This is a genomic window from Natronoarchaeum mannanilyticum, from assembly GCF_039522665.1.
GTDB lineage: Archaea > Halobacteriota > Halobacteria > Halobacteriales > Natronoarchaeaceae > Natronoarchaeum > Natronoarchaeum mannanilyticum.
Genome location: NZ_BAAADV010000003.1, coordinates 1 through 14,372 on the forward strand (window position 1 = coordinate 1; position 14,372 = coordinate 14,372).

Here is a 14,372-nt window from a genome sequence, read left to right on the forward strand (position 1 = left end):
GAAGCAAACACCGCCGAAAATTGGCTCCAGGCGTTCGCCTTCGCATGGAATCAGCTTATCTGAACACTACCCGATCGGCGGCAGAAAGCGTTATCTGCCGTCCGGATCTACCATCATTTATGATTCCAGACTGTCCCCGGTGCGGCGAGCGGATGCACCTCGACGACGAGACGACGAAGCTCGTCGAGTACCGGTGTACGACCTGCAACACGCGAGAGGCCGAGACGCGGACGGGCCGGCGGACGCTCAGGCGGAGCGCGTCGAGCGCCGACTGACCGACGCCGACGCGCCGCGGCGCCCGGGACCGCCGTGGCGACGGGCGTCTCCCGGACGTCCCGGTACACTTTTTTGTCGGCTGGCGAAAGAGGATGCAATGGCCGGAAACAGCACGTCAGTCGTCCTCGCAGCGCTGTTCGCGAACGGCGCCATCGCGATCCTGAAGTTCGGCGGGTTCGTCCTGACGGGAAGCCCGGCGATGCTCGCCGAGACGTACCACTCGATATCGGACACCGGGAACCAGGTGTTCCTGCTGATCGGCATCAGGTACGGCGGGCGGGAGCGCGACCGGGACCACCCGTTCGGCTACGGGAAGGCGCAGTTCTTCTACAGCTTCCTCGTGAGCGTGTTCCTGTTCGGCATCGCGGGCTGGGAGAGCGCCAAGCACGGCTACGAGGCCGTGATGCACGGCGAGACCACCGCGGTCGAGGGGGCCGTGACGATCCCCGTCGTCGCGGCGGAGATTCCGGGGATCTGGGTCAACTACAGCGTTCTGCTGGGCGGGATCGTCTTCGAGACGTGGGCGCTGGTCAAGGCGCGCGCCGCCATGCAGGCCGAGATCGAGGAGAAAGGCTACAGCGGCTACGTCGAGGCGTTCCGGAAGACCAGCCGGACGACGATCCTCACCGCCCTGACCGAGGACACGATCGCGCTCGCCGGGCTGGGCATCGCGCTCCTGGGGATCTTCCTCACGCGCTGGACGGGCAACTACATCTTCGACGCCTCGGCCGCGCTGCTGATCGGCATCATGCTGATGGGCTTCGCGCTGGCGCTGGCGTGGGAGAACAAGCGCCTGATCCTCGGGGAGAGCCTGCCGGACGACGAGGAGCAGAAGCTCCGGGCGACGATCACGGAGACCGACGGCGTCGCGTCGATCGTCGGCCTTCGAACTGTGTACTTCGGCCCCGAGGAGGTGCTGGTCACCGCCGACGTGTCGTTCGAGCCCGACCTCGACGCCGAGACGGTCGAGCGCCGGATCGACGAGATGGAGACGCGGATCAGAGAGCGAAATCCCGACATCGGGAAGATCTACGTCGAGCCGGACGGCGAACGGGCGGCCTGAGCGGCGTCGCTGCGATCGAGCGCCCGATGACGGTCCGGATCGCCGACCGGATCCAACGCGACCCGGGCGCCGACCGGGTCACCGATCGCCGTGTTCCTCGATCGCCTCGTCGAGCGTCAGATCGCCGGTCGCGACCCGGCGGGCGAGTTCCTCGTCGATCGTCCGATTCTCCGAGGAGCGCTCGCGCGACCTGTTTTTGATCACCTGCAGCTCGCCGTCGGTCGGCTCGATCTCCCGGCGCTCGATCACCTCGCCCTCCAGGCGAGCGATGTTGACCGCCGCGAGCACGTCGCCCATGCCCCGAGCGCCGGTGCCGAGGTACGGCGTCGTCCCGGTCTCGTCGACGAGTTCGACCCGCACGTCGTCGAGCGCGTCGACGATCCGGGCGCTCTCCAGGCGGGCGCCGTCGCCGACCCGCACCACCGGGTTCTCGGCGTCGGCGACCTCCCGGCGGACGACCTCCGGCGCGTCCTCCAGCGGGACGTGGAAGGCGCCGATCACCATCTCGCCGGCCAGCACCGCGACGCCCGGCTTGGTCCCCGGGTCGACGCCGACGACGATCCGGCCGCCCTCCTCGCGGAGCAGCGCCATCGCGGCCTCGACGGCCTGGCGGGGATTCGCAGGGTCGGCCGCGACCGTGTCGAACGCCGCCGCGTCCTCCCGCTCGGCGAACGCCTCGTCGGGGCCCGTGATCACGACGCCGGCAGCGTCGGGCAGTTCGTCGTCAGGTTCCACGGTAGTAAACTGGACGCCGCGGTCCCGCAGCTCGTTGACGACGCCGTGGTACACCTCGAAGTCCTCGGTCGCGACGACGATCACTGTCCGATGGTTGGCGTCGGTCCGTGTTAACTCTTAAGACGGCGGCCCGACCGCGGGGCGGCGTCGGGACGCCGGTGCGTCGCGGGGGCGGACACGGTGCGGCGACGACGTCGACGCCCGGCCGGCCGTCACGCCGCGGCCCCGGCGGCGTCCAGCGCCCATACCGGGGAGTTTTTGCGGGGAACGGCCCAACCGTCGGTCGTGAACGCGAGCGAGCCGATTTCGACGGGATGCGGGCCGGTCGACGAGCTTCTGGGCGGCGGGTTCGAGCGCGGGACCGTCACGCAGGTGTACGGCCAGCCCGCGGCGGGCAAGACCAACCTCGCGCTCGGCGCCGCGGTCGAGGTGGCCGCCGACGGCGGGCGCGCGGTGTACGTCGACACCGAGGGGATCTCGGTCGACCGCTTCGAGCAGCTGCTGGAGGCGCGCGTCGGCGAGGACGAGGACGCCGTGTCGGCCGCGGCCGGCCGGGTCGTCGTCGAGAGCGCTCACGACTTCGAGGAGCAGGCCGAGGCCGTCCGGGACGCCGAGGAGTTCGCGCCAGACGCCGACCTGATCGTCGTCGACAGCGCGACCGGCTTCTACCGGCTCGAACGCACCGCCGACGCCAACGCGGGCGACGCCCTGCGCCAGGTCGCCAGTCAGGTGACCCACCTGCTCTCGCTGGCGCGCAAGCACGACCTCGCGGTCGTCGTCACCAATCAGGTGTTTTCCGATCCCGACAGCGACCAGACGCGCGCGCTGGGCGGGCACACGCTCGAACACTGGACCGGGACGGTGCTTCGGCTCGATCGCTACCGTGGCGGCAACAGGAAAGCGACGCTGGAGAAACACCGCGCGAAGCCCGCGGGCGAAACGGCGCAGTTTCGGATCACCGACGAGGGCTGCGTCGCCGTCGAAGATCCGGCGCGGTGACCGAGCGGTAGTTTCCGAATAGACGGGACCGGGGGCGCCGCCGAACTACGGCATCGCCATCGGGATCGTCTCGTAATCGAACGTCTCGCCTCGCTCGGAGAGCCTGACGACGTTCGTCTGCAGATCGTACGTCAGGAACCCGGCCTCCGCTAATTTCGGGAGATCCACGTGGTGCAGCCTGGCGGCGACGCGCGTCACCTCCTCGCCGGAAAGTTCCGGAACGGGCTCGTCGTTCTCGCTGCCGACAACCTCGTCGGCCAGGTCGGCCAGCGTCATCGGCATCCCGTACTCTCGCAGGCGGCGGAGGACGGTGCGGCGGCGTTCGTGTGCGAGCGGCGCTATTGCGGCGGTATCCGTCGTGGTCCCAACCATACCCTTCGTAGCTGCCCCACGCGGATGAAGTGCAACGTTGTATAGACAACTCCCGCGGTGCGAGTCAGTTCCTGCCGTCCTTATCGTCCGGATGGCTTATCGTCAGCGTGCTCCTGACGAGGTTTTGATGCCCCGTGTGGAACCGCTTCGAGAGCGCCTGCTGGGAGATCCCCAGCTCGTCGGCGAGCTCGCTCATCGTCACCCTCTGCGGGACGTCGTAGTAGCCCGCGTCGAGCGCCCTCACCAGCGTTTCGCGCTGTTTCGGCGTCATGTCGTACTGCGCGCTCGCCATGGGCTGTTCCTGCTCGGTGATCTGGTTGAGCTCGAACGCGATCCCGTGGGTGTCGCAGTACTCGCGAAAATCGGAGAGTTTCTCCCGGTCGTCGAAGCGCATCCGCAGCTCCCACCCCTCGTTTCTGCCGAGCGCGTCGAGGATCGTCGCGCCGATCTCGACGTAGGCGTACACTATCGTCTCGACGTTGTCGGTCCACTCGGCGCGGTACAGCCTGGCGTCCTCGGTCTCGTCGACCGCCGTGACGTCGGTCACGGTCTCGTCGTCGCGGAACGCCGCCTCGAACTCCGACTGGTCGCCGCCGGTGACCCAGAAGTACGGCATTACCCGATCCTCCATCGTCGCGACGACTTGCTCGATCTCGACGACCATCTCCGGCGCCGCGGTCAACGAATGATGCAACGCGAAATCATCCGACGCGACCGAAAACTCCGCGATGACGCTCATGCGGCCGTTTCGACCCCGAACAGAATAAGAGCGCTGGAATCAGTGGCCGAGACGACGCCGGATTGACGGCAGCGACGCCGAACCGCTACAGCTCGCCGAGCTTCCGCAGCAGCTGTCCGCGGTGTTCCTCGTCGCTGATGACGCCTTTCCGTTCGAGGACGTTACGTTCCAGCTTGTCGAGCGCGACGTGGAACGCGTTGTCGGCGCCGTACCCCTCGCCGGAGCCGGCCATCTGGCCCTTGTTGGTCCGCATCCGGATCTGGGCCTGGATCAGCGGCGTTCCGCGGAGTTTCTCCTTGTGCTTGTGGAACCGCACGTGGACGTGTTGCACCTGCATCTTCCGGTACTTGTCGGCGACCTGCGTGATGGCGTCGCGCACGTCCTGCCGGCTGATCGTGTCCAGCAGCCGGATGTTCGTGATCTGGACGTCCATCGTCTCCTCCTCGGTGTACGACAGCGCTCGGAGCACGTCGGTTTTCGTGAGGATGCCGCTGACCGTCCGGTCGTCGCCCTCCGGCGTCACGACGAGCCCGCCGTAGTCGTCGTCGAGCATCTTCTGGACGGCCGCTCGAACCGACGCGTCGACGGTCGTCGTCCCGACGGGACTGGACATCGCGTCGTAGACGGGCACGTCCATGATCTTGTTCGCGTCGCCCGAGCGGTCGCCCGTCGTCTGGCGCTGGCTCTTCCGGACGGCGATCTCGCTGATGTCGTGGGTCGTGACCACGCCCGAGAGGTAGCCGTTCTCGTTGAGCACCGGCAGCCGGGAGATCCCGTGTTCCCGGAGCTGGTTGATCGCCTTACCGATGCCGTCGTCCTCGCCGATCGTGATCACCGAGTCGGTGTAGATCTGCTCGACGGTCAGCGCGTCGAGGTTCTCGATCACCGACTCGAGGATGGCGTCGGCCGTGATGATGCCCCACAGCGAGCCGTCCTCGAACACCGGCGCGACCTTCGTCCCGCCCTCGACGAGCTTGCGGGCGACGTCGCGGATGTTCTCGGTCCGCTGGATCTTCGGCGCCGGGTCGTTCCGGCTGGGCTTGATGTGGGACCCGACCTTCGCGTCGTCCTCGACGTGGGACTGGAGCAGGTCGCGCTCGCCGATCACGCCCGCGTACTCGCCGTCGCGGGTGACGATTATCCCTTTCGGGTTCTCCTCGTCGAACAGCGATCGCACCTTGCCCAGTCTCGTCTCGACATCAACTTCGGCGAACTGCTGTGACGCGATGTCAGAAATGTCCATGGTGCTCACAGTGGGTGTACTCCGCGGACACTATTTAAGGTACCGACCATTGTTAACACGCGAGATTGGTTATCAAGATTGATAATCTCGGCCGCGCGATGCCGACACGCGATCGGCGACTGCGACCCTCAGATAGTTCAGATAGAAACCGCTCCGTCGTCGTCGGGTGTTCGGTCGGTCCTCAGACGCCGCGGCCCTGCAGCTTCTCCTCCTCGGGCAGGTCGGCGTTGGCGTCGCCCTTCATGCCCGAGCCGACGTTCTTGCTGATCTCGGCCAGCGCGTCGGGGTCGTCCCAGTTGTTGACGGCCTCGACGATCGCGGTGCCCATCGCCTCGGGGTCCTCGGCGCCGAAGATGCCCGAGCCGACGAAGATGCCGTCGCAGCCGTGGTGCATCATCAAGGCGGCGTCGGCCGGCGTCGCGATGCCGCCGGCGGCGAAGTTCACGACCGGCAGGCGACCCATCTCGGCGGTCTCGTGGACCAGGTCGGCGGGCGCCTCGTGCTCGCGGGCCCACTCCTCGCGCTCCTCGTGGGCCATTCCTTCGAGCTTGCGGATCGCCCCTTTGATGTTGCGCTGGTGGTGGACGGCCTGATTGACGTCGCCGGTGCCCGCTTCACCTTTCGTCCGAATCATCGCCGCGCCCTCGTCGATCCGGCGGAGCGCCTCGCCGAGGTTGCGCGCGCCGCAGACGAACGGCGCGGTGAAGTCGCGCTTGTCGATGTGGAAGCGGTCGTCGGCGGGCGTCAGGACCTCCGACTCGTCGATCATGTCGACGCCGGTCGCCTCGAGGATCTGGGCCTCCTTGGCGTGGCCGATCCGGGACTTGCCCATCACCGGGATCGACACCTCCTCGATGATCGCCTCGACGTCGGCCGGGTCGGCCATCCGCGCGACGCCGCCGCGCTTGCGGATATCGGCGGGGACGGCTTCCAGGGACATCACCGCGACCGCGCCGACGTCCTCGGCGATCCGGGCCTGCTCGCGGTTCACGACGTCCATGATCACGCCGCCCTTCTGCATCCGGGCGAAGCCGCGCTTGACGAGGTCCGTGCCGCGCTTGAGATCTTCGAGATCCGTCTCTGCTGCCATACCGCGCGGTTAGGACCCGCCACACTTAACGGGTTCCTTTGCTGCAGTCGCCTGAACCCCCGACGAAAGGCGGGTACAGAGGACGAGAGCGGTATCGACGGTGTTACTGCCGCAGGACGGCCATCGCCATCGGCCCCGACACGAACAGCGACAGGAACACGAACAGCCAGCCGAGGAAGTGCAGCACCACGAGGTTGAGCCCGACGATCGTCGAGAGGGCGACGAACTTCTGGCCGAGACTCATCATCGATACGTAGCCGTTTGTGCCAACTGGCAAGTATTTTTCCCGGCGGCGGAAGGGCCGAGAGAGCAGGAGGAGGAGGGAACGCGACGACCGGGCCGGAACCGCTACCGTTTTGGTCGCCTCGGAAGATCCCACGGACGATGCGAGAACTTCCCGAGCGCGACAGGTTGCCGGCCTACCTCGCGCCGGTCCCCGACGCGGTCGAGGATCTGGGGCTCCGGAACGTGTGGCTCGTCGTCGCGATCAACCTCGTCGGGACGGCCTTCGGCTTCTGGTTCTACGCCTTCGAGACGGGCCAACTGCTCGACACGCCGACCGTGATGTGGCCGTGGGTGCCCGACAGCCCCGCCGCGACGCTGCTGGCCGCCGGCGCGTTCGCCTCGTGGGCGCGCGGGCACAGTCGGGAGTGGCTCAACGCCGTGGCCTTTTTCGGCAACCTGATCCTCGGCTTCTGGACGCCGTACGTCCTGCTGGTGTTCGCGGACGTCTACCTCGCCCACCAGCACCCCGCGATGTACCTGTTCCTGTTTTTTAGCCACCTCGGGATGGTCGTCCAGGCGTTCGTGATCTACCGGATCAGCGACTTCCCGACCGAGGCGGTCGGCGTCGCCGTCGCGTGGTACGGGCTCGATCTGGTCGTCGACTTCTTCATTCCCGTCGTCGGCGAGCCCCACCACACGATCATCCCGGTCGATCGCTCGACGCCGATGTGGCTCGGCGCGGACGCGCTGGACGTCGTCGCCGCCGGCGCCGTCCTGCTGACGCTGCTGGCGACGTATCTCTCGCTGGCGATCCGCTCGAAGAAGCTGGAACTTCGGCAGTCAGGGAGCGGCTGACCCGGTCGGATCGCTCAGCGCGTAGCCGAACACGACCAGGAACGCGCCGCAGAGCGCCATCACCGCGAGCAGCGGCGTCGACGGCGCCCCGCCGCGGACGACTCCGAGTGCGGACAGCGCGACGACCGCGACGAGCCCACCGACCACGACGCCCGCGGCGTTCCGCTGCAGCGCGACGCCGACGAGCGGGAGGAACGCGAGGGCCGCGACGAGCGCCCCAACCGGCCACCCGCCCGGATCGACGACGACGTCGATCGCCAGCCACGCGAGGAGGGCGCCGATCGCGGGGCCGGTGGCACCCCTGAGGGTGAGCATACCGGCTCCTGCTGCGGCGGAGTCGTTCGTCGCCATACGGGCGACTTCGGCGTCGTGGCGCAAAAAATTACGGGTGCGTTCGCGCGATTCGATCCGCGGCGTCGACGGGATCCGACGCCTCGCTCAGTTCTGGACGACGACGACCAGGTCGTCGGCCTCGATCATCTGGCCCTCGCCGGCGTAGGTGCGCTCCTCGCGCACCTCGAACAGGTCCGCGCCGAGCTCCTCGCCGGCGACTTCGAGCGTGCCGTCCGACAGCTCGTACTCGCCATTTTCGAGGGCGGCGTCGATCTCGCCGACTTTCTCGCCGAACTTCGGCCCGACCTGCGAGTAGTCGAGGCTGATCTCGGCGATCTCGGTCGTGACGTCGGCGGCCTCGTCGCGGGCGTCGAGCTCGTCGACGTGCATCACGTCGCGGACGACGTCCTCGAACCCGTCGATGCGGCCGTACACCTCGACGCGATCGAGCTCGGCGTTCAGCGCGAGCTGGTGCTCGCTCTTGTAGCGCCGGAGCGCGCCGATCACTTCGAGGGCCGTCTCGCCCGACTGGAGGTCGGCGTCGTAGCCGGACGGCGTCGGCCAGTCGCGCAGGTGGACGCTGTCCTCGGCGACCGAGCCGCCGTCGGCGTACAGCGACTGCCAGATCTCCTCGGTGATGTGGGGCAGCAGGGGCGCGAACAGTTCGACGAACCGCCGGTGGGCGGTCCGCAGGGCGTACGCCGTGGAGTCGCTATCGTCGCTGTCGAGGCGCTGTTTCGCGATCTCGAGGTAGTCGTCGCAGAACGTGTTCCAGAAGAACACGCGCAGCTCGTTGCGCGCCTTCGAGATCTCGTGATCCTCCAACTTCGCGGTGAGGCTCTCGATCACGGCGTCCTGGCGGGCCAGCAGCCACTCGTCGATCGGGTCGAGCTCGTCGGGCTCCTCGACCGGATCGGCGGGCGTGAGCTGGTCGACGAGCTTCGAGGCGTTCCAGAGCTTCCTGAGGAGTTTCTCGCCGGTGACGAGATCCTGCTCCTTGAACGGGAAGTCGTCGCCGACCGACGCGCTGGCGGCCCAGTAGCGGATCGCGTCGACGGGGTACTCCGCCATCACGTTCTCGGGGTCGACGACGTTGCCCCGCGACTTGGACATCTTCTCGCGGTTCTCGTCGAGGACGTGGCCGTTGATCAGCGTCGCGTCGAACGGCACCTCGCCGGTGTGCTCGTAGCACTTGACGATCGTGTGGAACAGCCAGAACGAGATGATGTCGTGGCCCTGCGGGCGCAGGTCGAAGGGGTAGAGTTCGGGGTGGTCCATCGAGAACTGCTCGTCCTCGGCGTCCCAGTCCCACCCGGCGTTGATCAGCGGCGTCAGCGAGGAGGTCGCCCACGTGTCGAACACGTCCTCCTCGGCTTCGAACTCGTCGTGGCCGCACTCGGGACAGGCGTCGACCGGCGGGTCGTCCGCCAGCGGGTCGACCGGCAGATCCTCCTTCTCGGCCATCACGGGCTCGTCGCAGGCCTCGCAGTACCACACCGGGAACGGGATGCCGGAGTCGCGCTGGCGCGAGATCAGCCAGTCCCACTCTAACCCCTCGATCCAGTGTTCGTACCGCGAGAACATCTTCTCGGGGTACCAGTCCATCTCGCGGCCCGCCTCGAGGTACTCCTCTTTGTGATCGAGGATCTCCACGTACCACTGCTTGGAGACGCGGTACTCGACGGGCGTGTCGCAGCGCTCGTGGACCTGGACGGCGTGGGAGATCTCCCAGCGATCCCGGAGGTAGCCTTCCTCGTCGAGGTCCTCGACGATGGCGTCGCGGGCCTCTTCCGTACTCATGCCCTCGTAGTCGCCCGCGAGTTCGGTCATCGTCGCGGACTCGTCGATCGCGACGCGCAGCGGCAGATCGTGGGCCTGGTACCACTCGATGTCGTTCTGGTCGCCGAAGGTGCAGCACATCACGACGCCGCTGCCTTTCTCCATGTCGACGCGCTCGTCCTCGATGATCGGCACCTCGTGGCCGAAGATCGGGATCCGGGCGCGCTCGCCGACCAGCTCCTGGTTGTCCTCGTCGTCGGGGTGGACGAACACCGAGACGCAGGCGGGGATCAGCTCGGGCCGGGTCGTCGAGATCACGAACTCGTCGCGATCGAGGTTGTCGCCGACGAGCTCGAACGCGATGTCGTTGAAATGGGAACCGCGCTCGTCGTCCTCCATCTCGACCTGCGAGATTGCCGTCTCGCAGTCGGGACACCAGATCGCGGGCGCCTTCTTGCGGTACTCGCGACCCTTCTCGTACAGGTCGAGGAACGACAGCTGCGAGACGCGCTGGACGCGCGGCTCGATCGTCTTGTACGTGTGGTTCCAGTCGATCGAGCAGCCCAGCGACTGCATCTGCTCGGTGAACGAGTCCTCGTACTCCTGGCAGACCTCGCGGCACTTCTGCTGGAACTCGCGGCGCTCGAACTCCTGGTGGCGGATGCCGAGATCGCGCTCGGTCAGGCGCTCGGAGGCGATGCCGTTGTCGTCGTAGCCGAAGGGGAACAGGACGTCGCCGTCGTACATCCGCTGGAAGCGGGCGGCGAAGTCCTGCAGCGTGTGGCCGTACAGGTGGCCCATGTGGAGGCTGCCCGACACCGTCGGCGGCGGCGTGTCGATGGCGTAGGTGGTGTTGGGGTCCTGCTCGGGGTCGCCCTCGTAGGCGTAGGTCTCGGCCTCGACCCAGCGGTCCTGCCACTTGGGCTCGACCGCGTCGGCGTCGTAGCCGCCGTCGAGACCATCGGCGTCCGAGCGCTCTTCGGCGTCTTGGCTCATGCTCTCACCGCCCGCGAAGGGCGTCGTCGATGCCGCGAACTCGTCCGTCCGTCGTATCGGTCGTACATACTGGTCGTTGATCGCTGAAAGCCGGTCGGGTGCAATACATCCGTCGAAACGGGGTAGGAGTGAGGGGGCTAGGACGCCCCTACGAACACGCCGCGGGGGCCGTCGTTGCCGCGCGGGTCGGCAGCGGTGACGGGCATACCTACAGTTGCCGACGCGCGCGTCTTAGTGGTTTCGAGAGCGCGGCGGCCCACAGCGGCGTCATTCCGCGTCGAGGCGCAGGACGGCCAGGGCGTCGTTGCGGTACCGAACGTCGGCGTCGAGATACTCGGCGAGCCGCGTCACGTGCGCGCGGTCCTCCTCGTCGTCGAGCCGCAGCGTGATGCGCTCGTAATCGTCGAGCGCGCGCTCGCCCTCCATGACCAGCGAGAACAGCTCGCGGGGCGCGACGGGGTCGCCGTCGTCTAACCGCTCGGCGATGCCGTCGAGCCGAGCCTCGACGGTGGTCTCGACGTCGAACTCGACGTCGACGGTGACGTTGGCGGACTGCTGGTCGATGCCGTAGGCGCGCTCGGCGCCGCTGATCGCCGGGACGAGCACGCGCTCGAAGTCGACGCCCTGCTCTTTGAGCCCGATGTAGGCGAACGATAGCATCGCCGTGATGCCGTCGAGAAACGCCTCGTCGTCGGTGGCCCGTTCGAATATCTGGCGGCGGTCCTTCCGGTCGAGGTGGTGGACCAGCAGGTCGAAATCGAGGATCCCCTCGCGGATCCGGCCGCGGATGCGCGCCTCGGCGTTGCGTTTCGACTGTTCGTGGCTCATCTCGGCCTCGCCGAGCAGGTACGCCCGGTCGGCGGGGGTGAGCACCCCCCGATCGCGGTCGATGTCGGTGTTCATAATCGGATGTCGGTTATACACAGTCCGTTTCCATCCGAACGTATATCAGCGCTGGGATGTCAGACCGAGGTATGTACGACCCCGCGAAGCGCCGTCTCGGAGGGCCGCCGGCGCTCGCCCGTCCCGAATTCAGGGAGGAGGAACCGAACCGATGAGCCGGGAGCTCGTCGATCGGTACGCCGACGCGCTGGTCGACCACAGCCGGCTCGTGATCGTCCTGTTGCTGGTCGCGACGCTCGTCGTCGGCGCCGGCGCGGCGCTGGGTAGCGCCGGCGAGGGCGGCATCGGCCAGTTCGAGACCGACTCCGAGGAGCGGGCCGCGCTCGACGAGATCGAGGCGACATACGACACCGACGACGCCGTCGTCGCCCAGATTGTCGTCCGCGACGAGGGGGGCGACGTGCTGACGAAGGAGTCGCTGCTCTCAGGATTACGGCTCCAGCAGGAGATGCGATCTGACGAGTCGATCGACGCGACGCTGCGGAACGAAAGTGGCGTCGTCGGACTGGAAAACGTCGTCGCCACGGCGGCGTACTACGAGGATCGAGCGGGCGCGGGGAACCAGACGAACGCCAGCACCGCGCCGCCGCCGACGCTCGACCAGCAGATCGCGGCGCTCGAATCGCGGTCAGACGCCGAGGTCGAGTCGCTGCTCGAACGCGTGCTCGCTCCAGACGCCGAGACGCGCGGCGGCGACCCCTACCAGTTCCTGCCCGCCGACTACGATCCGGGCGCGACCAGCGCCGACGCGCGGATCACGTTCGTGTTCCAGGTCGACGGGAGTGCGGGCGACGCCGACCCGCAGGCCGCCTACGACGCGCAGGTCGAGATCGACGGACTCGTCGAGGAGCGCTTCGACGACGCGTTCGTGTTCGGCCAGGGCGTCACCGACGACGCCTCGACGCGCGCGGTCGGCGACAGCTTCACCATTATCACGCCGGTCGCGCTGGTGCTGGTGCTCGGGGTGCTGGCGATCGCCTACCGGGACGTCGTCGACGTGCTGATCGGCGTGTTCGGCATCGGCGTCGTGATGGCGTGGCTCGCGGGCGCCCAGGGCTGGCTCGGCATCCCCTCCAGCCAGCTGTTGATCGCGGTGCCGTTCCTGCTGATCGGACTGAGCATCGACTACTCGCTGCACGTCGTGATGCGCTACCGCGAGGCGAGAGAGGGCGATCTCGACACGGACGACACTGCGACCGGCAGACGCGACCCGACCGCTGCGATGCGAACGGGCGTCGCCGGCGTCGTCCTCGCGCTCGCCGCGGCGACGTTCTCGACTGGCGTCGGCTTCCTCTCGAACTACGTCAGCCCGCTGACGGCGATCCGGGACTTCGCGGTGCTCTCGGGCGCCGGCATCCTCGCGACGTTCGTCGTGTTCGCGGCGCTGGTTCCGGCGGTGAAGCTGGAGATCGAGCGCCTACTCGACAGGTTCGGGCGCGAGCGTCGGAACCCCGCGGTCGGCGTCACGCCGGGGCCGATCAATCGGGCGCTCGGGGCCGCCGGCGGGCTCGCCCGGCGCGCGCCGCTCGGCGTGCTGGTGATCGCGGTGCTAGTCGCCTCGGCGGGCGCGTACGGCGCGACCGGCATCGACACGGAGTTCAACCGGACCGACTTCCTGCCCGAGGACGCGCCCGACTGGGCGAAGTCGCTGCCCGGCCCGCTCGCGGCCGGCGACTTCGACGTGCGCGAGAACGCTCAGTATCTCGGCGAGAACTTCCGCCAGCGCGGGCAGGACGCCGAAGCGCAAGTGCTGCTACGCGGCGAAATAACGGATCCCGAAACGTTGCGCGCGATCGACGCCGCGACGCGCGAGGCGAACCCGGACGACGCCATCGCGGATCGGCCGGACGGCGCCGCGGCCGCCGAGACGCCCGCGACGGTACTCCGAGCGGTCGCCGCCGAAAACGACTCCCTCGCGGCGGCGATCGACGCCCGCGACGCCGACGGCGACGGCCTGCCCGACGAGGACGTCGCCGCGGTGTACGACGCGCTGTTCGACGCCGCGCCCGAGCGGGCCGCCGGCGTGCTGTACCGAACGGATGGAGGCGACTACGAATCGGCCCGACTGACGGTGGGCGTGCAGGGCGACGCGTCGGCCCAGACGGTCGCCGAGGACGTCCGCGCGTTCGCCGCGTCGATCGAGGCGTCGGCGCCGGTGAGCGCCGTCGCGACCGGCGGTCCAGTCGTCACGGCCGTCCTCCAGGACGCGCTGCTGGAGACGCTGATCCAGGCGCTTGCGGTCACGCTGGTCGTGATCGGCGCGTTCCTGCTCGGACTGTACTGGTGGCGCACCGGCGCGCCGGACCTGGCGGCGGTCGCGCTCGCGCCGGTCGTGCTCGCGCTGGCGTGGCTGCTGGGCACGATGGCGCTGTTCGACGTGCCCTTTAATAGCGAGACTGCGGTCGTCACGAGCCTCGCTATCGGGCTGGGCGTCGACTACAGCATCCACTTCACCGAGCGCTTCGTCGACGAACGCCGTCGGCACGACGGGCTCGACGCGGCGCTCTCGGCGACCGTCGCGGGCACCGGCGGCGCCTTGTTGGGCAGCGCCGCGACGACGGCCACGGGCTTCGGCGTCCTCGCGCTGGCGCTGGCGCCGCCGCTCCAGCGCTTCGGCATCGTGACGGGCCTGAGCATCGTCTACGCCTTCGTCGCCTGTATCACGGTGCTGCCGAGCCTGCTGGTGCTCCGCGAGCGTGCGATCGAACGGTGGGCGGCCCGCGAGAGCGTCGCCAGCGGCGGGGACTGAGACGCCGACGCGATC

At 68.3% G+C, this 14,372-nt stretch carries 14 protein-coding genes; 5 read left to right on the forward strand and 9 right to left on the reverse strand.

Annotated features, from left to right (window positions below):
* Positions 1-119: 119 nt before the first annotated feature.
* Positions 120-275 carry a hypothetical protein gene (locus ABDZ81_RS08375; protein WP_343773508.1) on the forward strand — a complete coding sequence of 52 codons (156 nt, stop codon included), beginning with the start codon at positions 120-122 and terminating at the stop codon, positions 273-275.
* A gap of 98 nt (positions 276-373) precedes the next feature.
* Positions 374-1,339, forward strand: a complete 966-nt coding sequence (locus ABDZ81_RS08380; protein ID WP_343773509.1) for a cation diffusion facilitator family transporter — start codon at positions 374-376, stop codon at positions 1,337-1,339.
* 78 nt (positions 1,340-1,417) lie between these two features.
* Here the strand turns inward: ABDZ81_RS08380 and ABDZ81_RS08385 are convergent, their stop codons facing one another.
* Positions 1,418-2,158, reverse strand: coding sequence for a hypothetical protein (locus ABDZ81_RS08385; protein WP_343773510.1), 741 nt, complete (start codon positions 2,156-2,158; stop codon positions 1,418-1,420).
* Between the two features lie 201 nt (positions 2,159-2,359).
* Between ABDZ81_RS08385 and radB the strand changes: the two genes are divergently transcribed.
* Complete coding sequence (gene radB, locus ABDZ81_RS08390; RefSeq protein ID WP_343773511.1) at positions 2,360-3,073, forward strand: DNA repair and recombination protein RadB; 714 nt, start codon at positions 2,360-2,362, stop codon at positions 3,071-3,073.
* 45 nt (positions 3,074-3,118) lie between these two features.
* Here the strand turns inward: radB and ABDZ81_RS08395 are convergent, their stop codons facing one another.
* The 5 genes from ABDZ81_RS08395 to ABDZ81_RS08415 all read right to left on the reverse strand — a co-directional run bounded on the left by ABDZ81_RS08395 (position 3,119) and on the right by ABDZ81_RS08415 (position 6,761).
* Complete coding sequence (locus tag ABDZ81_RS08395; RefSeq protein ID WP_343773512.1) at positions 3,119-3,445, reverse strand: DUF7344 domain-containing protein; 327 nt, start codon at positions 3,443-3,445, stop codon at positions 3,119-3,121.
* Between the two features lie 64 nt (positions 3,446-3,509).
* Positions 3,510-4,184 (reverse strand): helix-turn-helix domain-containing protein, encoded by a 675-nt coding sequence (locus ABDZ81_RS08400; protein WP_343773513.1) that lies wholly within the window; start codon positions 4,182-4,184, stop codon positions 3,510-3,512.
* Positions 4,185-4,269: 85 nt separating this feature from the next.
* Positions 4,270-5,427, reverse strand: coding sequence for a CBS domain-containing protein (locus ABDZ81_RS08405; protein WP_343773958.1), 1,158 nt, complete (start codon positions 5,425-5,427; stop codon positions 4,270-4,272).
* Positions 5,428-5,608: 181 nt separating this feature from the next.
* Positions 5,609-6,517 carry a pyridoxal 5'-phosphate synthase lyase subunit PdxS gene (pdxS, locus tag ABDZ81_RS08410; protein WP_343773514.1) on the reverse strand — a complete coding sequence of 303 codons (909 nt, stop codon included), beginning with the start codon at positions 6,515-6,517 and terminating at the stop codon, positions 5,609-5,611.
* A gap of 103 nt (positions 6,518-6,620) precedes the next feature.
* Positions 6,621-6,761, reverse strand: a complete 141-nt coding sequence (locus ABDZ81_RS08415; protein WP_343773515.1) for a hypothetical protein — start codon at positions 6,759-6,761, stop codon at positions 6,621-6,623.
* Between the two features lie 140 nt (positions 6,762-6,901).
* Here ABDZ81_RS08415 and ABDZ81_RS08420 point away from each other — a divergent pair, with 140 nt between their 5' ends.
* Positions 6,902-7,597, forward strand: a complete 696-nt coding sequence (locus ABDZ81_RS08420) for a DUF1405 domain-containing protein (protein WP_343773516.1) — start codon at positions 6,902-6,904, stop codon at positions 7,595-7,597.
* On the opposite strand, the gene ABDZ81_RS08425 is transcribed toward ABDZ81_RS08420, so the two are convergent.
* The 3 genes from ABDZ81_RS08425 to ABDZ81_RS08435 form a co-directional block, all read right to left on the reverse strand.
* Entirely contained in the window at positions 7,583-7,948 is a 366-nt protein-coding gene (locus tag ABDZ81_RS08425) for a hypothetical protein (protein WP_343773517.1), read from the reverse strand. The genes ABDZ81_RS08420 and ABDZ81_RS08425 overlap by 15 nt on opposite strands.
* Positions 7,949-8,035: 87 nt before the next feature.
* A complete protein-coding gene (locus ABDZ81_RS08430; RefSeq protein WP_343773518.1) occupies positions 8,036-10,705 on the reverse strand; it encodes a valine--tRNA ligase in 2,670 nt (889 codons plus the stop codon).
* 267 nt (positions 10,706-10,972) lie between these two features.
* Positions 10,973-11,608: a DUF8102 family protein gene (locus tag ABDZ81_RS08435; RefSeq protein ID WP_343773519.1), complete on the reverse strand. Its 636-nt coding sequence runs from the start codon at positions 11,606-11,608 to the stop codon at positions 10,973-10,975.
* A 151-nt stretch (positions 11,609-11,759) separates the two neighbouring features.
* Between ABDZ81_RS08435 and ABDZ81_RS08440 the strand changes: the two genes are divergently transcribed.
* Positions 11,760-14,357, forward strand: a complete 2,598-nt coding sequence (locus tag ABDZ81_RS08440; protein ID WP_343773520.1) for an efflux RND transporter permease subunit — start codon at positions 11,760-11,762, stop codon at positions 14,355-14,357.
* Positions 14,358-14,372 lie beyond the last annotated feature (15 nt).

Coding starts and splice junctions, on each gene's coding strand:
- ABDZ81_RS08375 (WP_343773508.1), top strand. CDS start 120: ATGATTCCAGACTGTCCCCGGTGCGGCGAGCGGATGCACCTCGACGAC.
- ABDZ81_RS08380 (WP_343773509.1), top strand. CDS start 374: ATGGCCGGAAACAGCACGTCAGTCGTCCTCGCAGCGCTGTTCGCGAAC.
- ABDZ81_RS08395 (WP_343773512.1), bottom strand. CDS start 3,445: ATGGTTGGGACCACGACGGATACCGCCGCAATAGCGCCGCTCGCACAC.
- ABDZ81_RS08400 (WP_343773513.1), bottom strand. CDS start 4,184: ATGAGCGTCATCGCGGAGTTTTCGGTCGCGTCGGATGATTTCGCGTTG.
- ABDZ81_RS08405 (WP_343773958.1), bottom strand. CDS start 5,427: ATGGACATTTCTGACATCGCGTCACAGCAGTTCGCCGAAGTTGATGTC.
- pdxS (WP_343773514.1), bottom strand. CDS start 6,517: ATGGCAGCAGAGACGGATCTCGAAGATCTCAAGCGCGGCACGGACCTC.
- ABDZ81_RS08415 (WP_343773515.1), bottom strand. CDS start 6,761: ATGAGTCTCGGCCAGAAGTTCGTCGCCCTCTCGACGATCGTCGGGCTC.
- ABDZ81_RS08420 (WP_343773516.1), top strand. CDS start 6,902: ATGCGAGAACTTCCCGAGCGCGACAGGTTGCCGGCCTACCTCGCGCCG.
- ABDZ81_RS08425 (WP_343773517.1), bottom strand. CDS start 7,948: ATGGCGACGAACGACTCCGCCGCAGCAGGAGCCGGTATGCTCACCCTC.
- ABDZ81_RS08430 (WP_343773518.1), bottom strand. CDS start 10,705: ATGAGCCAAGACGCCGAAGAGCGCTCGGACGCCGATGGTCTCGACGGC.
- ABDZ81_RS08435 (WP_343773519.1), bottom strand. CDS start 11,608: ATGAACACCGACATCGACCGCGATCGGGGGGTGCTCACCCCCGCCGAC.
- ABDZ81_RS08440 (WP_343773520.1), top strand. CDS start 11,760: ATGAGCCGGGAGCTCGTCGATCGGTACGCCGACGCGCTGGTCGACCAC.